Raw genomic sequence first — 25,379 nt, forward strand, 5'->3', positions numbered from 1 at the left:
CGCAGTTTTGCGTGCGCGCTGCTTGCGGCAGGGTGCGGCGTGTCGCTGCCGGCCTGGGGCGCAGGCACGGCGGGCATTGCAACCGCGTCGGCGAGCGCGATCACATTGCGCAAACTGTCGATCCTGAACCTGTCGCCGCTCGACTTTGCAACGATCATCGCGACCCCCGCCGCTGGGACCATCACGATCGACCCTGACGACGATTCGCGCAGCAGCACCGGCGGCTCGATGGGTGCGGGTGGCGTGCCCCAGGCAGCGAAATTCTATACTTACGGCGGCCCTTTGCAGAATCTCCAGGTTAATCGCGGCCCCCTGCCGGTGCTGACCAGGGTCGGAGGGGGCGCGACGATGAACGTGACCGGGCTGACCCTGAACGGACCGGTCCTCCGCTTTCTGGACGCAGCGGGCCTCCTCGATCTGCGCGTCGGCGGGACGCTGGCCGTGGGTGCGAACCAGGCGACCGGCACCTACACCGGCACCTTCCAGATCATCGTGACCTACTACTGAGACTTTTACCTTTGGCGACAAATCTCTCGTTAACCCATCGACGCTAAAGCCTGTCATCATGTGGGGCACCCGAACACGATCTCTGGCTGCAGTTACCGTCGCGCTGGCGCTTGCGCCTGGCGTCGCTCAGGCAGCGACCAGCACGGCAACCGCCAGCGTGATAGCCGTAAAACCCCTTTCGATGGTCAAGACGCAAGACCTGGATTTTGGTTCGCTGATCGCGTCGCCAACCGCCGGCACGGTGATCATCGACCCATATTCTGACGCGCGCACGACGACCGGTGGCGTGACGCTGGCCGGTGGGTCACCATCGGCGGCACGCTTCTCGGCGGCGGGAGTGTTAAATATTCTCGGGCTCATCACCCTGCCAACGTCGATCGCCCTGACCGGCAGCGGCGGCGGCACGATGACGATCAGCGCCGTGACGACCAACGGCCCGACTACGCGGCTGTTCTCGGGCACCGCAATTCTCGACGTCCGCGTCGGCGGCACCCTGAACGTCAAGGCCAACCAGACCGTTGGCGATTACACCGGGACATTCCAGGTCACCGTAGTTTATCTGTAAACGGATCGCCGGTGGACGAGGCAGTGTCGCGTTGCTAAGCGCTGACCCGTGACCGACGAACCCGAAATCATTCGCACCAACAGCGCGCGCGTCGTGTGCGATGGCGCTGGTGAGATTGCCCCGGCCCTCGGTCATCCGCGCGTCTGGCTAGAAATCGACGAGCGTGGCTATGCCGACTGCGGCTATTGCGACCGCCGCTTTGTGCTGGTCGGCAGCGGTGCCGATCATGCACCCGGCGATATTTCGATGCATGGTGAGGATGCACTGGGCCGATAACCGTCCTATATCGTGCAAATGACCAGCCCCACCGACCCCCGAAGCTATCTTTATCGTGACAATCAGCTGACCCCCGACGCTGCCCAGCGGCTGACGGCAGACGCGCTCGGCAGTTGTGACGATGGCGAGCTTTACCTTCAGTATCGCGCAACCGAGAGCTTCGGCTTCGATGACGGACGGCTGAAGACCGCCGATTATGGCACCGAACACGGTTTCGGACTGCGCGGTGTGTCGGGTGTGACGACCGGTTTCGCCCATTCGCAGGATGTCAGTGAAGCAGGCATTCGCCGCGCCGCCGAAACGATGCGTCTGCTGGATCCGGCCAAGCAGCAGCCGGCCCCCCCCCCGCGCGGTAACAATCGCCATCTTTATACGTCGAGCGATCCGCTCGGCCTGATACCTTTCGCGCGAAAAGTCGCGTTGCTGCAGGAAATCGATGCCGCCGCCCGCGCCCGCGATCCGCGTGTCGTCCAGGTGTCGGCATCGCTGTCGGGCAGCTGGAGCGTCATCGAAATCGTCCGCGCCGACGGGTTCGTCGCCACCGACATCCGCCCGCTCGTGCGCCTGAATGTCAGCATCGTCGTCGAGGCCAACGGCCGCCGCGAAAGCGGTTCTTATGGCATGGGCGGCCGCTATCTCTACGACCATCTGTTCGAACCCGTGACCTGGAACCGCGCCATTGACGAAGCTTTGGCGCAGGGCCTCGTCAACCTCGAATCGGTGGCCGCCCCCGCGGGTGAAACCACGGTGCTGCTCGGTTCGGGCTGGCCCGGTATTATCCTTCACGAAGCCATCGGCCACGGCCTCGAAGGTGACTTCAACCGCAAGGGCAGCTCAGCGTTTTCGGGACGCATCGGCGAACGCATCGGCGCGCCCGGCGTCACGGTGATCGACGACGGCTCGCTGGCCGACCGGCGGGGGTCGCTCACCATCGACGACGAAGGTACGCCGACCCAGGAAAACATCCTGATCGAGGACGGCATATTGAAGGGCTATATGCAGGATCGCCTCAACGCGCGGCTGACGGGCGTTCCCGCCACTGGTAACGGTCGCCGTGAATCATACGCCCATGCGCCGATGCCGCGCATGACCAACACGTTCATGCGGGCGGGTAACGATGATCCGGCCGAGCTGTTGTCGCGGGTGAAATCGGGCATCTTTGCCAAGAGCTTTGGCGGCGGGCAGGTCGATATCGTCTCGGGCAAATTCGTATTCAGCTGTACCGAGGCGTACAAGATCGAAAACGGCAAGATCGGCGCGCCGATCAAGGGTGCGACGCTGATCGGCGATGGCCCCAGCGTCCTCACGCGCGTGACCGGCATCGGCAATGACTTCGCGCTGGACGAGGGCATTGGCGTTTGTGGCAAGGGCGGGCAATCGGTCCCGGCAGGCGTGGGTCAGCCGACATTGCTGGTTGATCGGCTGACGGTGGGCGGCACGGGCGCATGACTTCGCCGCCGACGCTCACCATTTGATGGCGTTGGTCGAACTCGGCAATTATCCCAACGCCGTGGAGGCCGCGATGGTGCGCGGACTGTTGCAGGTCGAAGGCATCGACAGCGTGGCGTTCGACGGCGGCATGAATATCGCCGACAGCGCGGGCTGGGTGATTCCGGTGCGCGTGATGGTGCTCGACGAAGACTTGGCCATTGCGCGCGGCATCATCGGGAACGCTGGCTAGGTCGTGTGCGCATGATGTCGGCCAGAACCATCCAGACCTGAAAAGCTCGAGCAACGGCTGATCATTTCGTCTGCGGCACCCAATTGCCTATTTATTAGGCAGCCACCCGGTGATCGGTGCACAATCATGAGCCATGTGAGCGTGATCCCATTCCGGCTCGGTCTTGATGGCCTGCCATCCGAACTTGGCATGACCCTTGCTGCACTGCACCTTGGAATATAACCACAAGGGGGCGGCATGAAACTCGTCGTTGCGATTATCAAACCGTTCAAGCTCGATGAGGTGCGTGAGGCACTGACCGAGCTTGGCGTCGCGGGAATGACCGTGACCGAGGTAAAGGGTTTTGGCCGTCAAAAGGGCCAGACCGAGATTTACCGCGGTGCCGAATATTCGACGAACATGGTGCCAAAGCTGAAAGTGGAGGTCGCCTGCGACTCTGCGATGGCCGAACGCGTCGTCGAATCGATCCAGGCTGCGGCCAACACCGGCGCTATCGGCGACGGCAAGATCTTCGTTCTCGATATCGGCCAGGCGGTGCGTATTCGCACCGGCGAAACCGACAATAACGCGCTCTAGAAAGAGACAGGGGGAAAGATGAAACTATCGCATAAAATTGGACTGGGACTCGGGGCGCTCGGCGCCGCGACGATCCTGGGGCAGCCCGCATGGGCGCAAGCGGCAGCCGCCGTCGCCGCATCGCCGATCCCGGCTGCAACCGTGAACAAGGGCGATACGTCCTGGATGCTGATTTCGTCGGCGCTCGTGCTGATGATGTCGGTTCCCGGCCTCGCCTTGTTCTACGGCGGCCTTGTCCGCACCAAGAACATGCTGTCGATCCTGACGCAGGTCTTCATGATCGTCTGCATTGTCTCGGTCATCTGGGTAACTTGGGGTTATTCGCAGGCCTTCACCGGCGGATCGACCCCCTTCACCGGCGGGTTGAGCAAGCTGGCGCTGATCGGCGTCGATGCCAACTCACAGGTCGCGACCTTCTCGAATGGCGTCTATATTCCTGAATACGTCTACATCTGTTTCCAGATGACGTTTGCGTGTATCACGCCCGCACTCATCGTCGGCGCATTTGCCGAACGTGTGAAGTTCAGCGCGCTGATGCTGTTCGTCGCATTGTGGGTGACCTTCGTTTACTTTCCGATGGCGCACATGGTCTGGTACTGGGATGGCCCCGATGCCATCGCTGCCGGAGCGATCGCTGGCGCCGACGCGCTTGCGACAGTCAACAGCCATGCCGGTTACCTCTTCCAGATGGGCGCGCTCGACTTTGCCGGTGGCACGGTCGTCCACATCAATGCCGGTATCGCTGGCCTGGTCGGTTGCCTCATGATCGGCAAGCGCACGGGTTACGGCAAGGACGTCATGGCACCGCATTCGCTGACCATGACGATGATCGGTGCCTCGCTGCTGTGGGTTGGCTGGTTCGGCTTCAATGCCGGTTCCAACCTCGAAGCAAACGGTGTCACCGGTGTTGCGTTCATCAACACGTTCGTCGCAACCGCGGCGGCGGGGTTGAGCTGGTTGCTGGTCGAGCAAGTCGTCAAGGGCAAGCCATCGCTGCTGGGTGCCGTCACCGGTGCCGTCGCAGGGCTGGTCGCGGTCACCCCGGCTTCGGGTTTCGCCGGGCCAATGGGCTCTGTCGTTCTTGGCCTGCTGGTGTCGCCACTCTGCTTCTTCTTCGTCACCACGGTGAAGAACAAGTTCGGCTATGACGACTCGCTCGACGTGTTCGGTGTCCACTGCATTGGCGGTATCTTCGGGGCGCTGATGACCGGTATCCTCGTCGCTCCCGCGCTCGGCGGACAGGGCATCGCGGACTATGCGTCGCAGCCCGGCACCGCGATCTTTGCGTTCCCCGGATATGCAGCACAGCTGTTCATCCAGTTCAAGGCGGTCGTCTTCACGCTGCTGTTCTCAGGCATCGGTTCGGCGATCCTCTTTTTCATCGTCGACAAGACAATCGGGCTTCGTCCGACCGTGGATGTCGAACGTGAAGGGCTCGACCTCGCCGAACATGGTGAGCGCGCCTACCATTATTGACGAGCTTGGGCTGGCAGCGACGGAACCTCTCCCCGATCGGTGCCAGCCCAGACCAGGTTCCTCCTGCGAACGACTGGGCCGGAGCGCACACAAGCGCCCCGGCCCATTTTTCGTTTGGCCCGTTTTTCCATGTGGGTCGCCTGTCCTACAGCGCGGATGACCGCTAATGCAGCGCCGCTCTTTGAAAATCTGAACCAGCGTGGCGTAATTTAATTGCTCATTTACTGCGAGTCCTGTGACTCTAACTGGATTTTGCTGCCAGCATGTCAACCAGCGCTGCGACCGGGGTCAGGTCATAACCCGCTGCATTGGCCTTTTCGTGCAGGATTGCGGGATTATCGCCCAGTTGTGCCCGGGCCAGCGACCATAATAGCGTCGACCGCGTTCCCGATCGGCAATAGGCCAGCACCGGACCTTCGGCATTTTCTAGTGCCGCCGCCATCGCATCAAGCTGCGGCTGGCCAAACCCGCCTTGGCCGACGGGGATCGCGATATAGTCGATGCCCGCCGCGCGCGCCGCCGCCTCGATTTCGGCTCCCTGCGGCTCATCGGGAGATTCGCCATCGGGGCGATTGTTCACGATCAGGACGACGCCCTGCGCCTTGGCCTGCGCTATCTCTGCCAGCCCGATCTGGGGGGACACCAAAACTTTTTCGTCGAGCGTCCTGAACATCGCACGTCCTTCAGTTGGATTTGATAACCTGCAGGAACGCCTCGCCATAGGCGTCCAGCTTGCGCGTCCCGACCCCGCCCAGCCGACCCAGTTCGCCAAGCGTTGTCGGTCGCACGCTTGCCATCTCCCGCAGGGTGGAATCGTGAAAAATCACATAGGGCGGCATTTGTGCCTCGACCGCCAGTTCGCGCCTTCGCGCGCGCAGTGCCTCGAATAGCGGGTCGCCAACCGGGTTGGCCGGTTGGTCGTTCCCCCGCCGCCGCCGGTTCTCGCGTCGGGGCGGGATGGCGATGGCAAATTCCGCGTCCCCTTTAAGAATAGCGCGCGCCTCCGGCCCCAGCTCAAGTCCGCCATGTTCGGTCTGGCCCAGCGCATCGCGGAGCAGCAGCGCGCGGGCGACCGGCTTGACCATTTCGGCCTCCTCGCCGGTCACGATTCCGAACACGCTCAGCCGGTCGTGACCCAGCTTCAGGACCTTCTCATTCGACTGGCCGGTCAGCACCGCCTCGATATGGCCGACGCCGAACATCTGCCCGGTGCGATACACCGCCGACAGCAGCTTGCGCGCCAGTTCGGTCAGGTTAGTCCGGGCGGGCGGGTTCAGGCAATTGTCGCAATTCCCGCAATTCTCAGGGGGGACCTCTCCGAAGTGGCGGAGCAGGACAGCGCGGCGGCACGATCCCGTTTCAACAAGAGTGCCGAGCGCGGAAAGTCGCGTGCGCTCGCCTCCGATCCGGTCCTCGGGAATTTCGCTCAGTCGCTGCCGGGCGCGCGCAAAATCCTCCGCCCCCCAGAACAGCTGCGCCGCCGCCGCATCGCCGTCGCGGCCTGCGCGCCCGGTCTCCTGATAATAGGCCTCGATCGACTTCGGCAGCCCGGCATGAACGACGAACCGCACGTCGGGCTTGTCGATCCCCATCCCGAAAGCGATCGTCGCGACCATCACCATGTCTTCGGACTTCACGAACGCCGCCTGGTTGGCGGCGCGCACCGACGGCTCCAGGCCGGCATGATAGGCCCGCGTGGGCCTCCCGTTCAGCGCCAGTTGCGCCGCCAGCTTTTCGGTCTGCGCGCGGGTCTGGGCATAGATGATCCCGGCACCCGGCGTCTCGGCGACGAAATCGGCGATCTGCCGCGACCCGGTGCGCGGCGCGATGTTGTAGCGGATGTTGGGGCGGTCGAACCCCGCCACGATCAGGCCGTCATCGGGAATACCGAGCTGGGTCAGGATGTCGGCACGGGTATGTTCGTCGGCCGTCGCTGTCAGCGCAAGGCGCGGCATCTCTGGAAAGCGGTCGAACAGTGGGCGGAGCAGCCGATAGTCGGGCCGGAAATCATGCCCCCATTCGGAAACGCAATGGGCCTCGTCGATGGCGAACAGCGACAGTGACCCCTGCGACAGCAGGTCGCGAAACCCATCGCCCGATGCGCGCTCGGGTGCTGCATACAGCAGGTCGAGATCGCCGTTGCGAAACCGCGCAATCGTCTCGGCCTGGTTGGTGTCGACCGACGTCAGCGTCGCCGCCTTGATCCCAACCGCCTCGGCCGCGCGCAGCTGGTCGTGCATCAGCGCGATCAGCGGCGAAATCACGACGCAGGTGCCGGGCAGCATCACCGCCGGCAGCTGATAGCAGAGCGACTTGCCCGCCCCCGTCGGCATGATCGCCGCAGTGCGCTGCCCCGCCATGACACGGTCGATCACCTGCCGCTGGACACCCCGGAATGCCGAAAAGCCGAAGGTTGTTTTGAGGGTATCGAGAAGGTCGGCCATGCCTGCCCTTAGCGAACGGGGGCGGGTGGCGTCGAGTGGGTTGGCATCACCCCTCCCGATGGTAGGGATGCCCGGCAATGATGGTCGTCGCCCGGTAAAGCTGTTCGGCAAGCAACGCGCGGACCATCAGATGTGGCCACGTCGCCGACCCGAACGACAATGCCCGGTCGGCGCTGCGACTCTCGTCAACGGTCAGGCCATCGGCGGCACCGATCAGGAAGCGGGCCTCGCGAATGCCCTCGTCCCGCCACCCTGCCAGCAGTCTGGCGAACGCGGCGGATCCAAGCTGGTCGCCCGTCTCGTCGAGTGCGACAATTCGGGCAGGAGCGATCAGGTCGGCCACCTTGCCGCCGGTTTCAGGCAACTCGGTGATGATCAATGGCCAGACAATCCGTTTTGCATAGCGTGCGACGAGGTCGGCTTCGGGACCGCGCCCAATGCGGCCCCGCGCAACGATGTGCAGCTTCAAAGCGGATCAGTCCTGAAACGCAGGCCCCGGCACGATGGGCGCATCGGTCAGGGACCACATCCGTTCAAGGTTGTAGAAGCTGCGGACCTCGGGGCGAAACAGGTGGACGATCACGTCGCCTGCATCGATCAAAACCCAGTCGGCGGCGGGTAGTCCCTCGATCCGTGCCGAGCGCCGGAATTCCTTTTTCATGCGCTCGGCGATCTTGGCTGCCATTGAGGCGACCTGTCGCGTCGATCGACCGCTGGCGATGACCATGTGGTCGGCGATCGACGATTTCCCCTCTAACGGTATCGTGATGAGTTCGACGGCCTGGTCGGCGTCGAGCTGTTCCAGGATCATGGCGTGGAGAGCATCGACCGAATCACCCGGCAAAGCGGAAGACGAAGAGGGCTGGCTGATGGCAGCTGCGGGCAAGGACGGTCCTTTAGTCAGGGAAAGCGCGGCGTGCGCAAACCCGTGGAGTGGGTTGAAAAACGGCGAAACCATAGGGAATCGGCCCGGCGCAGCGCCGTGGCGGAGCTTGGATCGGGGCGGAAGTGCAGCAGCACGAGCGCCGGCGGTCTCCATTGCGTCCAGTGTTGCGCGCTGCCTGCGCGTCGAACGAAACGACGCAACCAGACCGACGCAGGGCTCGCGGCGGTGAACCCCTCATAACCCGGACGCGCGATAATCGCAATCGTTACGCTACGCGCCAGCCTCCGCCAATCGCGCCACTGGTGGAACTGGGCGATATTGTCCGCCCCCATGATCCAGATGAAGCGCCTGTTAGGATAGCGTCGGACCAGCGCGGCGATGGTATCGACGGTGTAGCGCGTGCCGAGCCGCGATTCGATATCGGTGGCATGGATGCGTGAACGACGCGCCATCGACCGGGCCGAGGCCAAGCGCGCGGACAGCGGAGCCATGTCGTCCGCGCCGGATTTCAGGGGGTTTCCGGGGGATACGAGCCACCATGTTTCATCGAGCGCGAGCGCATCCATCGCAAACAGGCTGATCGCGCGATGGCCGGTGTGCGCGGGATTGAACGATCCACCGAGCAGGCCGGTGGGTATCGGGGTCTTCAGGGTCAGGGGCGCACCTGTCCCGCACCACGGACCAGCCATTTATACGTCGTCAGCCCTTCAAGCGCGACTGGACCGCGCGCGTGAAGTCGCCCGGTGGCAATGCCGATCTCTGCTCCCAGCCCGAATTCGCCGCCGTCGGCAAATTGGGTGGAGGCGTTGTGCATGACGATGGCCGAATCGGCGACCGCCAGGAAATGTTCGGCGATAGCCGCGTTTTCGGTGACGATCGCTTCGGTGTGATGCGAACTGTGTGCGGCGATATGCGCCAACGCACCCACCACGCCGTCGACAAAGGCAACCGCACAGATGCTGTCGAGATATTCGGTATCCCAGTCAGCCTCGGTTGCTGGCGTGATGCGGCTGTCGAGAGTCAGCGCCTGCTCATCGCCCCGCAGCGAACAGCCTGCATCCAGCAAGGCGGTCACGATCGCGGGGGCTCCGATATAGGCACGGTCAATCAGCAGAGTTTCGGTCGCGCCGCAGACGCCGGTGCGACGCATCTTGGCATTGACAACAATCGCGACGGCTTTTTCAGGGTCAGCGGCGGCATCGACATAGGTGTGGCAAAGGCCGTCGAGATGCGCGAGGACGGGAACGCGGGCCTCATTTTGAACGCGGGCGACAAGCGTTTTGCCGCCGCGCGGGATGATGATGTCGATCAGTCCCTGTGCCACCAGCATCGCGCCGACGGCTGCTCGATCAACGATCGGTACAAGCTGGATCGAATCGGCGGGCAATCCCTCGGCGACGATACCCGTAATGAGGGCGGTGTGGAGCGCGCGGTTGGTGCGCATCGCTTCGGATCCGCCGCGCAGGATGGCGGCATTACCCGACTTCAGGCACAGGATACCCGCATCGACCGTGACGTTCGGCCTGCTTTCATAGATGATGCCGATGACACCAAGCGGAACGCGCACGCGCGAGAGTTTCAACCCGTTCGGGCGAATAGTTTCGTCGATCACCATGCCTACGGGATCACGTAGCCCCGCGACCGCCTCCACACCGTCGGCGATTCCGACGATGCGGGCGGAGTCGAGGAGCAGGCGGTCGATCATTGCCGGTGACAAACCGTTGGCACGGGCAGCGGCCAAGTCGAGCGCATTTGCGGCCAGAATATCAGATTGGGCGTCACGAATGGCTTGTGCCGCCGCCATCAGGGCGCTTGCCTTTCGCGCGCTCGTTTCGCGCGCAAGAATGGCCGATGCGGTGCGGGCGCGATGCGCCATGTCGATGATCAGGATTGTGGGATCGATGTCGTCGCGGGCCATTCGTGGCGGCTAGCACAAGCGCCAAAGCTGCGCAAAACTGGCGGGTCCAGTCATCGACCGGACCCGATCCGTCATGCGCCTTGCGGGGCAGGATCACCCCATTTGCCGGGCCGACGCGTTTTGGGAATCGACGAACCCCCGGTGTTCAACGCGCGCGGCTTGTTGTGATCGATGCCGCTGCGGTCTGGCTTGATTCCGTCATGCAGCAGGGCAGCAATTTCGTCACCGCTCAGGGTTTCATACTCAAGCATCGCCTCGGCCAGCGTCTTCAGCTTCTCGATATTGTCGGTCAGGTGCATCTTGGCCTGATTGTAGCCGCCATCCACAAGCCGACGAATTTCGCTGTCGATGGCCTGGGCTGTCTCGTTCGACATATTGACCCGCTGGCTCTGCGAATAGCCGAGGAACGTTTCGGCCTGCGCCTCTTCATACTGAAGCGGCCCCAGTTTTTCGGACATGCCCCAGCGGGTCACCATCGAACGGGCGAGCTTGGTGGCCTGCTGGATATCGCCCGAAGCGCCCGACGAGACCTTGTCGTGGCCAAAGATCAGTTCCTCGGCAACGCGTCCGCCCATCGTAACCGCCAGGTCGGCATACATCTTGTCGCGATGGTACGAATAGCTGTCGCGTTCGGGGAGAGAGACCACCATACCCAGCGCACGACCGCGCGGGATAATCGTCGCCTTGTGGATCGGGTCGGTCGCAGGTTCGAGCAAAGAAACAAGAGCATGGCCAGCCTCGTGATAGGCGGTCATCTTTTTCTCGTCTTCGGTCATGACGAGCGACTTCCATTCAGTGCCCATCAGCACCTTGTCCTTGGCCGCCTCGAACTGAGCCATCGCAACGAGGCGCTTGCCGAGACGTGCTGCCAGCAACGCCGCTTCGTTGACGATGTTGGCAAGGTCGGCTCCCGAAAAGCCGGGTGTGCCACGCGCCAGCGTACGGGCATCGACGTCGGGCGCAATCGGCACCTTCTTCATATGAACCTTCAGGATCATCTCACGACCGCCGATATCGGGCAGCGGCACCGTCACCTGGCGATCGAAGCGACCTGGTCGGAGGAGGGCAGGATCGAGCACGTCGGGGCGGTTGGTCGCCGCGATGATGATAATACCCTCGTTGGCTTCGAACCCGTCCATTTCAACCAGCAATTGGTTCAGCGTCTGTTCGCGCTCGTCGTTGCCGTTACCCAGGCCGGCACCACGATGGCGCCCGACGGCATCGATTTCGTCGATGAAGACGATGCACGGTGCGGACTTCTTGGCTTGTTCGAACATATCGCGGACACGGCTTGCGCCGACTCCAACGAACATCTCGACAAAGTCCGAACCCGAAATCGTGAAGAACGGCACGCCCGCTTCACCCGCGATAGCACGGGCAAGCAAGGTCTTGCCCGTGCCTGGTGACCCGACGAGCAATGCGCCCTTCGGAATCTTGCCGCCCAGGCGGGCGAATTTCGATGGGTCCTTCAGAAACTCGACGATTTCCTGCAATTCCTCACGCGCCTCGTCGATGCCGGCGACGTCGGCAAACGTGATCTTGCCTTCTTTCTGCGTTAGCATCTTGGCGCGACTTTTGCCGAAACCCATCGCGCCCGAACCGGCGTTCTTTTGCATCTGGCGCATTACGAAAAACGCAAGGCCAATCATCAGCACGAACGGCAGCGCCTGGTAAAGCAGCAGCACCCAGATGCTGGCACCCTCTTCGGGCTTGCCGCGGTAATCGACATTCGCCTTGGTCAGGCGTGCGGTCAGTTCGGGATCAGGAACGGGGAAGGTACGAAACGCCTCGCCATTGCTCAAAGTGCCCGAAATCTCGTTGGTCGAAATGACGACCGACTTGACCGAACCCTCCTGCACCTTTGCGACGAATTCGGAATAGGGGATGCCCGACGCCGCAGCCGTCTGCGTGCGGCCGTCGAAGATCGAAACGAACACCGCCAGCGCGGCCAGAATGCCGACCCAGATCAGCAAGCTTTTCATCCAAGGGTTGCCCTGCGGCTGTCTGTCATCGTTCATGGGTGTGTTCGCCTTCCAACAGCCAAGATAGGCGACATTAGATTAATGACAATGGAACAGCCGCGCCTAATCGCGCCCGCTGGTCGCTTTAACGCGCCGTGGAGCGGCAAGGGTGAAGCGCCAATGGCCATTGCGCGCCGAACAGCGCACCCGGCCAAGCGTGCCCGTGGCGTTGCCCTGCAGCGCATTCAGCAGGCGTTCGATGGTCGTCCCCCGCGGCCGACTGGCCGGATCAACGACGCGGAGACAGTCGATCAACGCGCGGCGGAGGAGTTCGGCAGGAAGCCCGCTCGCGTCGTATGTCCAGTCGTCGGCACCGTCCACCAGACGCTCGTCACGCAGCTTCAAAACCGTCCAGTCGAGCGCGCGGTCGGCTTCGTCCAGCGCAGCGGCACTCCGGACGATGGCCAGTGGATCGAGCCAGTCGGCCCCTGCCAACGCCTTGCGCAGGCGGGCGCGGTCGTATCGGTCGTCACGATTGGACGGATCATCGACCGCGACGATCCCCGCTGCTGTGACAATCCCGACCAGTTCGGCGCGACGCCAGCCAAGCAAGGGACGCACGATCCGCCCGCGACGGCTGCGAATACCGGCAAGGCCCGCCACTCCCGAGGCCCGGTTCAGGCGCATTGCCATCGTTTCCAGCTGATCGTCGGCATGATGCGCGGTCAACAACCATCCAACGAGATTGGCGTCGGCCCAGTCATCCAGCGCATCGTAGCGCGCCTCTCGCGCGGCGGCGGACACGTTGCCACGCGCCATGTTTTCCAAAACCAGCGTTGTGTGCGGCACGCCCATCGCCCGGCAAAGATCGGCGACGAACCTTGCTTCGCGCCCTGACGCTGCCCGCAAACGGTGGTCGACGGTGGCCGCCACAACCCGGCCGGGGAATGTAGCTTCGGCAAGCAGCAGCAGCGCTACGCTATCGGGTCCACCCGAGATTGCGATGCCGATGAGGCCGTCAGCAAGGTCGTTGACGAAGCTGGGTCGACGGGCAAGATTCGCGATATCGGTGCGGAAGCGCGCAATCGCTTCATCAGGCAGGGCATTTGGCGTCAGCACGTCCCTTGGCCGCCTTTGCTTTGAGATCGGAAGATAGTCGGGTCCCATAAACGTCCTGCAATTCGTCATAGACTTTGCAGGCATCGGGCAATTTCTTGAGTTTAGTCAGCGACTGGCCCAGCCATGTCAGGCTTTCCGCCGCGCGTTCGCCTTTTGGCGCCTTCTGGTAGTTTTCGTAGAATGCGACGCTGGCGAGTGCTGGTTTGCCTTCGTCGAAATAGGCACGGCCAAGCAGGTTTTGTGCATAGCTGTAGCGACGATGCGCCGGATATTTAGCGACGAATTCCTTCAACTTTAATTCGGCCTCTGGATAAAGTCCGGCTGAGTAGAGGCGGTAGCCATAGGTGTAATCGTCCTCCGCGGCGTCGCCGGTCGCGGGCATTTCGATCGCGGCGACGGCGGCACGGTGGGCGGGGTCCGGCTTCACGATCGTGGATCTGGTCGGAGCGGCGGGGCGCGGTAGCGGAACTGCACCGGACGAAGATGGGCGGGATGGCGCCACCGTCGGCGCAAGCCCGTCAGTCATCGCAGCGTGACCGGCGCCCTCCAGCGCGGCCAGTCGTCCTTCAAGCCGTTTGATCGCTTCGTCGGCTTGGCGTCCGCGATATCCAGTCTGCTCGACCTGCCCCGTCAGCGACGCCAACCCCTTTTCCAGAGCGTCGATGCGCGAAGCCAGATCGGCCATCGGCGTGGACGCGGGATTGCCCGTCGGCTCTGTTGGCCCGGTGTTCCCGACGATGTCGGGCTGGACCGGAGTTCCACCCGGAAAGACCGAGCGCTGAACCGCCTTCATTTCCTTCTCGAGCTTGCCGATCCGCTGGTCCAGGGGCCCGGCGGACCCGTTGGATTGCGCCATGGCAGGCGGCCCCATAATCGTTCCGGCAAGCAAAGCCGCTGCCCAAATCCTTGCTCGCATCAGTCCATCCTTAGCCAGGTTCGTTTATTATTGTGGCACGGTCGCCAGATGCCCTGCAACAGCCCTACTACCGGGGGCCGCACTTGGCGTCGCAACCAAAGCTGAGGCTGGCGTTCGCGCGTTCAGCGCCGCAGCATTGAGCGGCGCATTGCGAATCGTGGTTTGCGCGGTTCCGAGCGGCGCAACCTCCCGCCCGTCGATCGTGACCTTTAGCGCGTCGGGCCGACCGGTCAGGATCCTCGGATCAGTTGCCGTAAGCGGCACCTGGTAGGTTTCCCCGGCAGCCAGTTCCTTCTGAATCAGAACTGCCTTGGTCGCGTCTGTGATGCGAAGCCAGACGGGCACGGTCGCGGTCAGGGCGACCTGTCCGCGACCTGCGGGCACGACCACCAGCGCAGCGGCTCGGCCCTGCACCACGACCGGGGCAGTAGCCTGCTGCGAAGCTGCCTCCGTTGCCGGGAAGACGGCGTCGTTTTCGCCAAAAAACCCGGCCCGCCATACCCCGTAAGCAATCACGATCACCAGTGCGAGCAGGGCCGCTGTCCACGCCAGCAGGCGCGGGGGCACGCGTGATGGGTCGGCCGGTTCGTAGACATCGGTATCCCGTGCGCCCGGATTGCTGCGTCCGAGCTCAGTGCGCAGGTCGGTCGCCAGCGCGACTTCGTCCATGCCGATCGCGCGCGCATAGGATTTCGCAAAACCGAGCGCATAGGTGTGCGACGGCAACGCGGCATAATCGCTGTTCTCGATCGCAGTCAGATGGCGCAGGGGGATACGGGTCCGTGTGCTAACATCGTTCAAGTCCAGTTTGGCTGTTTCGCGCGCCATTCGGAGGCGCTCACCGACCGAAACCGGGAACAGAGACTTTTCGGGGATTTCGCCGTCGACCATATTTTATCTCCCCATCGCGTAGCGGCATTGCGCGACGGTATGCACTGTCTCAACAATCCGACGCCATGATGTCAACCGAGGCGACACATTCATCAGGCGATCTCGATGTTATTTGCTGTCGCCCATGCCGCCATCGTGGCGCGCATGTCGGCGGGCGGTGATCGAAGAAATCCGGGCATTTCGGCGCGCAGGGCCGTCAGGTCGAGCGAACGAACCATTGCTTTGATCGGGCCGATCGCTGCTGGGGTAATCGAAAGCCGCTCGATGCCAAGACCGAGGAGCGCCATCGCCTCGAGGGGACGTCCGCCCATCTCACCGCAAACGGCGACCGGCACGTCGTGTTCATGCGCGATATTCGACACGCGTGCCAGGAACCTCAGGATAGCCGGGCTCAGCCAGTCATACCGTTCGGCAAGACGCGGGTTGGCGCGATCGGCGGCGAACAAGAACTGGGTCAGGTCATTCGTGCCGATCGACAGGAAGTCGAGTCGGGGCAGCAGGAGGTCGAGGACTTCAGCGAGCGCCGGAACCTCCAGCATCGCGCCATACCGGACAGCGGCCGGCACCCGCTTGCCACGCGCGACCAGCCACGCCCGCTGCGCCTCGAAGATTGCCTGGGCCTGGTCGAACTCCCAGGGTTCCGAGACCATCGGAAACATGACGTTCAGCGTCCGTCCCGCCGCCGCCTCCAGCAGCGCGCGCGCCTGTGGCTTCATGAGGCCGCCACGGTCGAGCGCGACCCGCAAAGCGCGCCACCCCATTGCGGGATTTTCCTCGTTCTCCTCCTGCCGCATATAGGGCAGGGCCTTGTCACCGCCGATATCGACCGTGCGAAAGATCACGGGGCGTTCTCCCGCCGCGTCCAGCACGTCGCGATAAAGGCGTTGCTGCTGCTGGCGCATGGGGAGCGTGGCGGACACCAGGAACTGGAATTCCGTGCGGAACAGGCCGATACCGTCAGCACCGGTAATGTCGAGCGCGGCCGCGTCGTCGCGCAGCCCCGCGTTGACCATCAAGGTGACACGCGTTCCGTCCTTCGATACCGATGGCTGGTCGCGCAATGCCGCAAACTGAGCGCGCCGTTTCTGGCCGATGACGAGCTTTGAATCGAACGCCTCTTCCATTGCGGGGCTGGCGCGAACGACGACATTGCCTTCTGTCCCATCGAGCAACAATGGATCACCGTCGACGATCATCCGGCGCACGTCTCGGACGCGACCGAGCACCGGAATGCCCATTGCCCGGGCGACAATAACGACGTGCGCAGTCAGCGATCCTTCTTCGAGGATGACGCCCTTCAGCCGCCGTCGATCATATTCGAGCAATTCCGCCGGGCCGAGGTTGCGCGCGATCAGGATCGTATCCTGCCGCAATCCCGCCTGCGCTGCCGTGCCGAGTTGGCCCGAAACGATGCGCAGCAACCGGTTCGCCAGATCCTCCAGATCGTGCATCCGGTCGGCCAGCAGTGGATCGTCGATCTGGCGCATCCGCATCCGGGTCCGCTGCTGAACGCGTTCGATCGCGGCTTCGGCGGTGAGTCCGGAATCGATCGCCTCATTGATGCGACGGCCCCAGCCCTCGTCATAGGCAAACATCTTGTAGGTCTCGATGACCTCGCGCGTTTCACCGTCGAGTCCGAATTCGGCCTGCGCCGACATCCGATCGATCTGTTCGCGCATCTTGTCGAATGCCGAATAGACGCGGTGGCGCTCGGCCTCGGTATCCTCGGCAACAGTATGTTCAATAACGATGCGCGGCTGGTGATAGACGGCATGACCGCGTGCCATCCCCTCTACCAGTTTCAGGCCGGTCAGCCGGACCATCTGCGTTTGCAGGACGCGGTCGGTGCCGTGCCGCTTTTCGTCGACCAGCCCGGCATTGGCGATCAGTTCGCTCAGCACCATGGCCACGGTCTGCAATGCCTCGATCTCGACTTCGGCATAGCGGCGGGAATCGGCATGCTGGACGCACAGCACCCCAACGGCTTCCTCACGCCGGACGATCGGCACGCCTGCGAAACTGTGGAACATTTCCTCACCGGTTTCGGGTTTATAGGCGAAATCGGGATGGCTGGTCGCTTCGTCGAGGTTCATTGTATCGACATTGGCGGCGATCGTGCCGACCAGCCCCTCGCCAAGCGCGAGTTTGGTGACGTGGACCGCGTCCTGGTTCAGGCCGCGCGTCGCATAAAGTTCGAGTTCGCCGTCACGCAGGAGATAGATCGAACAGACTTCGCTTTCGAGCGCCTGGCCGATGATTCCGGCAACCTGGTTAAGCTTGGCCTGCGCCCCTGTGCGGGAGGCCATGACCTCATGCAGGCGGGTCAGGATTTCGCGGGCGGAGGCGGCGGCGGATGGCATTTCGTTGCGCTATCAGATGCAGCGCGTGCTTCCAACCGGTAGCCCGGTCGATTGTCGCAATTGCTTCAATCGACCGAACGACGGATCAATTTACGGCAGCGACCTGGACGGACTGCTGCGCAGAAGCGATGGCAATGGCGACGCGCGGCTGGGTCGCGGCCATGGTCAGGTTGGTGCACTTGTTCGCGATGGCCATGGCTTTCAGATCACGAAAGTCGGGCTTGCCGCAAATTGCCTGGACGGCATGACTGATGCGGATATCGAGAACGGCCTTGCCGCGCGCCGAAGTCAGGTCGAGCCCGGCGAAGCTCACGGGGACCGAAACGGTTTCGGCAATTGCGGGAACTGCGCACGAAACAGCGAGCCCCGCGAGGAGGATAGTTGAAATTTTCACGATGGATTCCTTCCACGAATAGAATGACGCCACCTCTGTCGCGATCGCGCGAAGCAGTCGTCCCGAGCCTTGGACCCGGGGGCCTCATGTCACTCAAATAAGTCAAGCGCAAGTCATTACGTTGGCAGTATTATTTCAGTATTTAAGTTGCAGATTTGCACTGAAATATTATGTCGCGCGATTATCCAGTGCTTCCGTAGCTTGCGCGACCAGCTCCGCGACTATGTGGGCGACCGGTTCTTCAAACTTTACCATGCCAACTGACTGTCCCGCCATCAGCGAGCCGTTCTCGACGTCGCCGTCGATGACCGCGCGCCGCAATGCTCCGGCCCAATAATGTTCGATCTGCAACTGGGCCTCGGCCATGGCCAGGCCGCCCTCGTCGATCGATCGGGCCACCTCGACCTGCTTGGCGGTAAACAGCTCCGTGCCGGCGTTTTTCAACGCGCGCACCGGGATGACCGGCAGGCGCGGATCGATCTGGACGCTCGACACCGCATCGCGCGCCGATGCACGAAAGAATGCCTTCTTGAAATTGGGGTGCGCGATGCTTTCGGCCGCGCAGGCAAAGCGGGTGCCAAGCTGGACACCGGCGGCTCCCATTTCGAGATACGCAGCGATCGCTTCGCCGCGACCGATGCCGCCTGCGATAAAGACGGGGACCTGTTCGGCGACTTCGGGAAGGATTTCCTGGGCAAGGACCGACGTGGAAACGGGACCGATGTGGCCGCCCGCCTCCATGCCCTCGATCACCAGCGCGTCCACGCCCGACCGGATCAGTTTTTTGGCAAGGCTCAGGGCCGGGGCAAAGCAGATGAGTTTCGCCCCAGACCCCTTGATCGCGTCGAGACTGCCGGCGGGGGGCAATCCGCCAGCCAGCACGACATGGGTAACGCCATGCTTCGTGCAAACCGCGATCAGGTCCATCAGGTCGGGGTGCATGGTGATCAGGTTCACACCGAACGGCTTGTCGGTGCGCTTTTTCGTCTCTGCAATTTCGGTGTCGAGCAGCGCGGGCGTCATCGCGCCACATGCGATCAGGCCGAACCCGCCCGCGTTGGATATGGCGGCGACCAGATGGCGCTCGCTGATCCACGACATCGCGCCGCACATGATGGCGACTTCACTGCCGAGAAAGGCAGTGCCACGCGCCATCAGGGTGTCGAGGCGGGTCAAGCACCTTCCTCCGCATCGAGGCCATAGGCGGTGTGCAGGACGCGAACGGCGAGTTCGGTGTAATCTTCCTCGATCAGGACGCTGACCTTGATCTCGCTGGTCGAGATTGCCTGGATATTGATACCGCGATCGGCGAGAGCGGTGAACATCGTCGAGGCCACGCCCGCATGGCTTCGCATGCCGACGCCGACCACCGATATCTTGGCGACCTTGGTATCGTGGACCAGCGTCCCGTACCCAATTTCACCGCGCGATTTCTCAAGGACATCGAGCGCCCGGCTGAGTTCGGCCTGGGGGACGGTGAAAGTCACATCGGTCGATCCGGTCGAATGCGCGATGTTCTGGATAATCATGTCGACATTGATGTTGATCGCCGCCAGCGGGCTGAAGATGCGCGCGACCGCACCGGGCTTGTCGGGCACGTCGGTCAGGGTGATCTTTGCCTCGTTCTTGTCGTGGGCGATGCCCGTGATGAGCTGGCGTTCCATATCGTCTCCGATCTCGTCGTCACCGACGATCATTGTTCCGGGAAGGGTGTCGGCCGTCGCGCCGTCATTGGGGTCGTCGAAGCTCGACAGGACCTGGATGCGGACCCCGGTCTTCATGGCCAGGCCGACCGAGCGCGTCTGGAGCACCTTTGCACCGACGCTCGCGAGTTCGAGCATTTCCTCATACGTCACCCGTTTCAGCTTGCGGGCGCGGGGGACGATGCGCGGATCGGTGGTGTAAACGCCGTCGACGTCGGTATAGATGTCGCAGCGATCGGCCTTCATGGCGGCGGCGATCGCGACCGCCGAGGTGTCGGAGCCGCCGCGGCCCAGTGTCGAGATTCGGTCGTTGTCCGACACGCCCTGGAACCCCGGGATCACCGCGACTTCGCCGCTGGCCAGCGCGGCGTCGAGCGCGGCGGTGTCGATGTCCTGGATGCGGGCCGAAGCATGGGCGTCGTTGGTGCGGATCGGCAGTTGCCAGCCAAGCCAGCTTCGCGCCGGAACGCCGATCGATTGCAGGGCCAGTGCAAGCAGCCCGCTGGTCACCTGTTCGCCCGACGCAACCACGACATCATATTCACGGGCGTCGTAAAGTGAGGATGCTTCCCGGCAAAAGCCGACCAGTCGATCGGTTTCCCCGGCCATGGCCGAAACGACGACGGCCACCTGGTTGCCCGCATTCACTTCGCGTTTCACGCGCGCGGCCACGCTGCGGATGCGTTCTATGCCCGCCATCGACGTTCCGCCGAACTTCATCACAATCCGCGCCATATGGCGTCAACTTCCCCCTTGGGCTTTCCAGCGCGGCCCTGATAGAAAGGGGGCATGACGAACGCAACCGCGACCGTGGCGCATACGGCAGATGTAACTATGGCTTCCGATCCAAGCATCCTGTCGCGGGAGGCCGTGCATTTCGGCGCGATGGCAGGTGACTGGTGGAATCCCAATGGATCCTCGGCCATGCTGCACAAGCTGAACCCGGTGCGGCTGGGCTATATTCGCGCAGCGGTGGACCGGCACTGGCAGTTTGATCCTACAGCCCGGCGCCCGCTGGCGGGGAAGCGGGCGCTGGACATGGGCTGTGGCGCGGGATTGCTGACTGAACCGCTGGCACGGCTGGGGGCTGAGGTGACAGGGGTTGATGCGGCCCCGGAAAATATCGCGGCGGCCAGCGCTCATGCGGTGCAATCGCGGCTTGCCGTCGAATATCGCGCTGGCGGGACCGACGTGATCACGGGGAGCCTGTTCGACCTGATCACGTGCATGGAAGTCATCGAGCATGTGGCCGACCCGCGCGCGTTCGTGGCGGGACTGGCAAATGCCTTGGCACCCGGTGGATTGTTGATCCTGTCGACGCCGAACCGGACCGCTTTGTCGAAACTGGCGATCATCACCGTCGCCGAAGGTCTTGGACAAATCCCCCGGGGGACGCACGACTGGGACAAATTCCTGACACCCGACGAACTGCAACGACTGCTGGCGGGCGCGGGGCTGAGCGCAATCGACACCCGTGGGATCAGCTACCGTCCAGGCAGCGGCTTTGCGCTGACCGATGACCTGAACCTCGATTATCTGATGACTGCCGTAGGTCGCTAGGCGGCGAGCGGGAAGCGCAGCATCCGGCTTTCGATCGGGACCAGCGCCTGCGCCGCCCTGCCGGTCAGGCGCAGGATTTCGGGATGGGCTGCGTCCAGGCCCCCAGTCAGCGATCCGAATGCCGGCAGTATCAGCTTGGTCGCAGACGCCACGAAACACCGCCGGGCAACGCGGCGACCGCGCACCGACACGCGCAGCTTGGGATGGAAATGGCCCGACAGCTCGGGGCGCGGCTCATGCGGTGACGCCTCGTGGCGCAGGATCAGGCCATCGACTTCGGCCTCGTCGACAATCCGCCCGCCGCAATGGTCGATCAGGCCAGCATCATGGTTTCCGGTAATCCACACCCAGTCGAGCGCACCGGTCAACGACCGCAACAGCGCCTGCGCCCTGGCGGGCAAGCGCTCACAACCGGCACTGTCGTGGAAACTGTCGCCGAGGCACCAGATTTCGCGCGGCGCACAAGCCACTGCCAACGCGGTCAGGTCAGTGAGGGTCGCGATTGAATCATAAGGGGGCAGCAACTGGCCGCCGATGGCAAACCAGCTCGCCTTTTCCAAATGCAGGTCGGCGACAATCAGCGCCCGACGCGCCGGCCAGTAAAGCGCCCCTCCGGGGAGCGCGCAAAGGTCGTGGTCGGCGAACGAAAAGGGAACCATTGGTCGGCGACTATGCCGTCACACGTCGCCCGGCAAGAGAAAGCGGACCTTTCGCTGGGCAAAATCGACCGAAACCCGACGAAACGACCGGAGCGTGTCGATACCTAGCAGCATGGCGGGCCGGTTTTGAAGTCCGAAGCGCTTGAAGGGATGGGCATCGGCAAAGGCAATGAAGACCTGGCGAAGCTCGATCCCGCCGATGCGCACCTTGTCGACCGCCGATACTTCGGCCGCGAGCCGGGCGCCGGTAACGTCGATCAACTCGGTCCCGACAAAGCGCATCTTGCGATGCCGCCTGGCCAGCAGAGTGCGAAGCGCCGTATTGCCCACCGTGTTCTGCGCGCCCGAATCGATGATGACGGTGACGGGGACAGAGTCGATCTGGGCATCGACCAGCACCAGCTGGCCATATCGCGAGCGCGCCGTCACCACGATGGTATCGGGATCCACCGGTTCGCGTGCGCCGGGTTCGGCGATGGTCAGCGTGCGCGCGCGGAAGTCCATGATGATCCGCCGATCCTTCAGCGAGTCGATGCCCAAAATGCCCTGCGCGCCGATATTGCTCTCGGCGAGCGCGGGGGCGTTGATGCGGGGAATGACGCGACCGGCGATCCCGAGCCGCTTCAGCGCGACGGTCGAAACGCGGTCGACACTCACCATGCCATGAAGCGTTGCCGATCCCGCAGCTTCCAGGCCCAGGCTGTCGGCGAGCGCGCGTGAAATGACGCTTCTATCCGCGCCGGTATCGACGATGAAGTGATAAGGGCCGGACCCGTCGATCATCACCGGAACGGTCATGCGCATCGCGCTGTCAGCGGCGCTGTCGATCACCGTCGGCTGCACGAGAGGTGGCGGCGTGCTCTGGGCAGCGCCGCGGGCACAAACCAGCAGCAGCGATGTCGCGATCATAACTGTCGAAACCCGATGCCTCGATGCGGGCATTCCGCCGTCTCCTGCGGACATCTGCCATGCCCCTGTTTGGAAACATGACCGAAAATCCTATGGCCGAACAGGGAAATCGGATCAGTCGATCCGCATCGCTTCGGCCGCCAGGGCCTCGGCCTCGATCAACAGGTCGTCGTCCGCCGAACCCTGTGGAACATGCTCGCGGCCGATCATCACCAGCACCGGCACCGCAAGCGGCGTAACCCGGGGCAAGTCGACGTGGAGAATGGTGTCAACGGCGCGGTCCAGCAGCGCGCCGAGCCTGCCGACGTCGGTCATCCGGGCGCGGGCATCGGCCCATGCTGCCTTCAACAGCAGATGGTCGGGATCGTAGCGGCGCAGGACATCGTAGATCAGGTCGGTCGAAAAGGTAACCTGTCGCCCCGTCTTGCGCTTGCCGGGATGCTGGCGTTCGACCAAGCCGCCGATGACCGCGACCTCCCGAAACGCGCGCTTCAGCAGATGCGAACTTTGCACCCAGTCGACAAATTCATCTTCCAGAATGTCCGCCGAAAACAAGGGCCGGGGATCGATGATGGGTTCCAGCGAAAAGGTCGCCAGCGCATAATCATTGGCAACAAATCCGACGGGTTTCAGTCCGAGCGTCTCCATCCGCTTGGTCAGTAGCATCCCGAGCGACTGGTGGGCGTTCCAACCCTCGAACGGATAGGCGACCATGTAGTGGCGGCCATGATGCGGGAAAGTCTCGATCAGCAACTGTCCCGGCGCAGGCAGGACCGAGCGCCGCACCTGCATCTCCAGCCACTCGCGGACATCGGTGGGAAAGCGCGCCCACTGGCTCTTGTCGTCCAGAAAAGTGCGGACCCGCCGGGCCAGGTGGGTGGACAGCGCCAGCCGCGCGCCCCCGTAGCTGGGAATCCGTGCCGGTCGTGACGATGCCCGCACGATCAGCTCCTCGGTTTCGATCCGTTCGACCTCAAGGCTGATGCCTGAGAAGAAAAACGTGTCCCCGGTGGTCAGCGATGCGGCGAAACCCTCCTCGACCCGGCCCAGCTTGCGACCGTTCTTGAAGCGGACCGTGAGCATTGTCGCTTCGACGATGATGCCCGCGTTCATGCGGTGCTGGGTCACAAACCGGGGATGCGTGACCCGCCACAAGCCGTCGGGATCGCGCGTCAGGCGGCGAAACTTGTCATAGGCACGCAGCGCATAACCGCCCGTTGCGATGAAATCGAGCACGCGCGCGAATGTCTCCGGGTCCAGCGCGCTGTAGGGAAGTGCCGACTGGATTTCAGCAAGCAGCCGGGCTTCGTCGAAGGGGGCGGCACAGGCGCACGCCATGACATGCTGCGCCAGCACGTCGAGCGCGCCGGGGCGGAACAGATCCTCGTCGAGTTCACCCGCCTCGACCGCATCGAGTGCCGCGCGTGCTTCAAGATATTCGAAGCGGTTGCCGGGCACGAGCACGGCTTCGGATGGTTCGTCGAGCCGATGGTTGGCGCGCCCGATCCGCTGGAGCAGCCGCGACGATCCTTTCGGTGCGCCCATCTGCACGACGCAATCGACATTTCCCCAGTCGACGCCCAGATCGAGGCTGGCGGTCGCGACCAGCCCGCGCAACTTGCCATCGGCCATCGCGGCTTCGACCTTGCGCCGGGCTTCGATGTCGAGCGAGCCGTGGTGGATGCCGATCGGCAGGCGCTGTTCGTTGGCTTTCCATAAATCCTGGAAGATCAGTTCGGCCAGCGCGCGCGTGTTGCAGAACACCAGCGTCGTGTTGTGCGTCTCGATCTCGGCCATCACCTGTGGTGCGGCGTACCGTCCCGAATGCCCCGCCCAGGGCACGCGACCTTCGGGCAGCAGGATGGCGATATCGGGTTCGGCCCCCGGGTCGCCCTGAACGGCGGTGACGCTGTCTATGTCGCCATTGGGGGCCAGCCATGCGCGGTAGCCGTCGGCATCGGCGACGGTCGCCGACAACGCAACCCTGCGCAGATTTGGGGCAATGGTCTGGAGACGCGACATCCCGAGTGACAGCAGGTCGCCGCGTTTGCCGGTAGCAAAGGCGTGGACCTCGTCGATTACCACAGTCTTCAGTCCTGCGAACAAGGCGGTGCTGTCGGGATAGCTCAACAACAGGCTCAGGCTTTCGGGCGTGGTCAGCAAGACATGCGGCGGACGTTCGCGCTGACGTTTCTTGCGGTCGGACGGCGTGTCGCCCGTGCGCGTCTCGACCCTGATGTCCAGGCTCATCTCGGCAATCGGGGTCAGCAGGTTGCGCTGCACATCGACGGCCAGCGCCTTTAAGGGCGAGATATAAAGTGTGTGAAGCCCATCAACCAGATGCTCAATCAACTCTACCAGCGTCGGCATGAATCCGGCGAGCGTCTTGCCCGATCCAGTCGGCGCGACGAGCAGGGCATGGTGTCCTGCCCGCGCTGCTGCCATCATTTCGAGCTGATGACGTCGCGGCTGCCAGCCCTTGGCCGCAAACCAGTCGCCAAGCACCTGCGGCAGCGGGATGTGGTCGATCTTTGAATCCATGGGCATCGCATCCATATAGGGATCATGGCGCGTCTCG

25 protein-coding genes are annotated in these 25,379 nt (G+C 63.2%); 8 read left to right on the forward strand and 17 right to left on the reverse strand.

Annotation, left to right across the window (positions count from 1 at the left end; genetic code table 11):
- The first annotated feature begins 39 nt into the window (after positions 1–39).
- The 7 genes from Q0R02_RS06140 to Q0R02_RS06170 all read left to right on the forward strand — a co-directional run bounded on the left by Q0R02_RS06140 (position 40) and on the right by Q0R02_RS06170 (position 5,081).
- The gene (locus Q0R02_RS06140) at positions 40–507 is read left to right on the forward strand and encodes a DUF4402 domain-containing protein (RefSeq protein ID WP_293881675.1); all 468 of its coding nucleotides are present in this window, start codon (positions 40–42) and stop codon (positions 505–507) included.
- A 58-nt stretch (positions 508–565) separates the two neighbouring features.
- On the forward strand, positions 566–1,072 hold the full coding sequence (locus tag Q0R02_RS06145) for a DUF4402 domain-containing protein (protein WP_293881677.1): 507 nt from the start codon (positions 566–568) through the stop codon (positions 1,070–1,072).
- A 48-nt stretch (positions 1,073–1,120) separates the two neighbouring features.
- Positions 1,121–1,348, forward strand: a complete 228-nt coding sequence (locus Q0R02_RS06150) for a zinc-finger domain-containing protein (RefSeq protein ID WP_293881679.1) — start codon at positions 1,121–1,123, stop codon at positions 1,346–1,348.
- 18 nt (positions 1,349–1,366) lie between these two features.
- Positions 1,367–2,797: a metalloprotease TldD gene (gene tldD, locus Q0R02_RS06155; protein WP_293881681.1), complete on the forward strand. Its 1,431-nt coding sequence runs from the start codon at positions 1,367–1,369 to the stop codon at positions 2,795–2,797.
- Between the two features lie 25 nt (positions 2,798–2,822).
- Positions 2,823–3,029 carry a DUF2007 domain-containing protein gene (locus Q0R02_RS06160; RefSeq protein ID WP_293881683.1) on the forward strand — a complete coding sequence of 69 codons (207 nt, stop codon included), beginning with the start codon at positions 2,823–2,825 and terminating at the stop codon, positions 3,027–3,029.
- A 237-nt stretch (positions 3,030–3,266) separates the two neighbouring features.
- On the forward strand, positions 3,267–3,605 hold the full coding sequence (locus Q0R02_RS06165; RefSeq protein ID WP_293881685.1) for a P-II family nitrogen regulator: 339 nt from the start codon (positions 3,267–3,269) through the stop codon (positions 3,603–3,605).
- 18 nt (positions 3,606–3,623) lie between these two features.
- A complete protein-coding gene (locus tag Q0R02_RS06170) occupies positions 3,624–5,081 on the forward strand; it encodes an ammonium transporter (RefSeq protein WP_293881686.1) in 1,458 nt (485 codons plus the stop codon).
- 241 nt (positions 5,082–5,322) lie between these two features.
- On the opposite strand, the gene Q0R02_RS06175 is transcribed toward Q0R02_RS06170, so the two are convergent.
- The 14 genes from Q0R02_RS06175 to Q0R02_RS06240 form a co-directional block, all read right to left on the reverse strand.
- Positions 5,323–5,754, reverse strand: a complete 432-nt coding sequence (locus Q0R02_RS06175; protein ID WP_293881688.1) for a TIGR01244 family sulfur transferase — start codon at positions 5,752–5,754, stop codon at positions 5,323–5,325.
- A gap of 10 nt (positions 5,755–5,764) precedes the next feature.
- Positions 5,765–7,525 carry a DNA helicase RecQ gene (gene recQ / locus Q0R02_RS06180; protein WP_293881689.1) on the reverse strand — a complete coding sequence of 587 codons (1,761 nt, stop codon included), beginning with the start codon at positions 7,523–7,525 and terminating at the stop codon, positions 5,765–5,767.
- Positions 7,526–7,571: 46 nt separating this feature from the next.
- Positions 7,572–7,994: a 23S rRNA (pseudouridine(1915)-N(3))-methyltransferase RlmH gene (locus Q0R02_RS06185; protein WP_293881690.1), complete on the reverse strand. Its 423-nt coding sequence runs from the start codon at positions 7,992–7,994 to the stop codon at positions 7,572–7,574.
- Positions 7,995–8,000: 6 nt separating this feature from the next.
- Positions 8,001–8,336: a ribosome silencing factor gene (gene rsfS, locus Q0R02_RS06190; protein ID WP_293881713.1), complete on the reverse strand. Its 336-nt coding sequence runs from the start codon at positions 8,334–8,336 to the stop codon at positions 8,001–8,003.
- 89 nt (positions 8,337–8,425) lie between these two features.
- On the reverse strand, positions 8,426–9,100 hold the full coding sequence (locus Q0R02_RS06195; RefSeq protein WP_293881692.1) for a nicotinate-nucleotide adenylyltransferase: 675 nt from the start codon (positions 9,098–9,100) through the stop codon (positions 8,426–8,428).
- Positions 9,064–10,329, reverse strand: a complete 1,266-nt coding sequence (locus Q0R02_RS06200) for a glutamate-5-semialdehyde dehydrogenase (protein ID WP_293881694.1) — start codon at positions 10,327–10,329, stop codon at positions 9,064–9,066. The genes Q0R02_RS06195 and Q0R02_RS06200 overlap by 37 nt, the downstream gene beginning before the upstream one ends.
- A gap of 71 nt (positions 10,330–10,400) precedes the next feature.
- On the reverse strand, positions 10,401–12,347 hold the full coding sequence (ftsH, locus tag Q0R02_RS06205) for an ATP-dependent zinc metalloprotease FtsH (RefSeq protein WP_293881696.1): 1,947 nt from the start codon (positions 12,345–12,347) through the stop codon (positions 10,401–10,403).
- Between the two features lie 66 nt (positions 12,348–12,413).
- Positions 12,414–13,409 (reverse strand): tRNA lysidine(34) synthetase TilS, encoded by a 996-nt coding sequence (gene tilS, locus Q0R02_RS06210; protein ID WP_293881697.1) that lies wholly within the window; start codon positions 13,407–13,409, stop codon positions 12,414–12,416.
- The gene (locus tag Q0R02_RS06215) at positions 13,384–14,325 is read right to left on the reverse strand and encodes a hypothetical protein (RefSeq protein WP_293881699.1); all 942 of its coding nucleotides are present in this window, start codon (positions 14,323–14,325) and stop codon (positions 13,384–13,386) included. Before Q0R02_RS06215 ends, tilS begins: the two co-directional genes overlap by 26 nt.
- A 27-nt stretch (positions 14,326–14,352) precedes the next feature.
- Positions 14,353–15,216 (reverse strand): helix-turn-helix domain-containing protein, encoded by an 864-nt coding sequence (locus tag Q0R02_RS06220; RefSeq protein ID WP_293881701.1) that lies wholly within the window; start codon positions 15,214–15,216, stop codon positions 14,353–14,355.
- A gap of 92 nt (positions 15,217–15,308) precedes the next feature.
- Positions 15,309–17,576, reverse strand: a complete 2,268-nt coding sequence (ptsP, locus tag Q0R02_RS06225) for a phosphoenolpyruvate--protein phosphotransferase (RefSeq protein WP_293881703.1) — start codon at positions 17,574–17,576, stop codon at positions 15,309–15,311.
- Between the two features lie 85 nt (positions 17,577–17,661).
- Positions 17,662–17,970: a UrcA family protein gene (locus Q0R02_RS06230; protein WP_293881705.1), complete on the reverse strand. Its 309-nt coding sequence runs from the start codon at positions 17,968–17,970 to the stop codon at positions 17,662–17,664.
- Between the two features lie 168 nt (positions 17,971–18,138).
- Positions 18,139–19,125 carry a nitronate monooxygenase gene (locus Q0R02_RS06235; protein ID WP_293881715.1) on the reverse strand — a complete coding sequence of 329 codons (987 nt, stop codon included), beginning with the start codon at positions 19,123–19,125 and terminating at the stop codon, positions 18,139–18,141.
- A 17-nt stretch (positions 19,126–19,142) separates the two neighbouring features.
- Complete coding sequence (locus Q0R02_RS06240; RefSeq protein ID WP_293881707.1) at positions 19,143–20,408, reverse strand: aspartate kinase; 1,266 nt, start codon at positions 20,406–20,408, stop codon at positions 19,143–19,145.
- A gap of 99 nt (positions 20,409–20,507) precedes the next feature.
- On the opposite strand from Q0R02_RS06240, the gene ubiG reads away from it, so the two are divergent.
- Positions 20,508–21,233 carry a bifunctional 2-polyprenyl-6-hydroxyphenol methylase/3-demethylubiquinol 3-O-methyltransferase UbiG gene (ubiG, locus tag Q0R02_RS06245; RefSeq protein WP_293881717.1) on the forward strand — a complete coding sequence of 242 codons (726 nt, stop codon included), beginning with the start codon at positions 20,508–20,510 and terminating at the stop codon, positions 21,231–21,233.
- Here ubiG and pdeM read toward each other — a convergent pair.
- The 3 genes from pdeM to Q0R02_RS06260 all read right to left on the reverse strand — a co-directional run bounded on the left by pdeM (position 21,230) and on the right by Q0R02_RS06260 (position 25,249).
- Positions 21,230–21,892, reverse strand: coding sequence for a ligase-associated DNA damage response endonuclease PdeM (gene pdeM, locus Q0R02_RS06250; protein WP_293881709.1), 663 nt, complete (start codon positions 21,890–21,892; stop codon positions 21,230–21,232). The genes ubiG and pdeM overlap by 4 nt on opposite strands.
- A gap of 18 nt (positions 21,893–21,910) precedes the next feature.
- Entirely contained in the window at positions 21,911–22,834 is a 924-nt protein-coding gene (locus Q0R02_RS06255; RefSeq protein WP_293881711.1) for an aspartyl protease family protein, read from the reverse strand.
- Between the two features lie 81 nt (positions 22,835–22,915).
- A complete protein-coding gene (locus Q0R02_RS06260) occupies positions 22,916–25,249 on the reverse strand; it encodes a ligase-associated DNA damage response DEXH box helicase (RefSeq protein ID WP_293881718.1) in 2,334 nt (777 codons plus the stop codon).
- Between the last annotated feature and the right edge of the window lie 130 nt (positions 25,250–25,379).

This window comes from Sphingomonas sp. (genome assembly GCF_025353885.1).
Lineage (GTDB): Bacteria > Pseudomonadota > Alphaproteobacteria > Sphingomonadales > Sphingomonadaceae > Sphingomonas_O.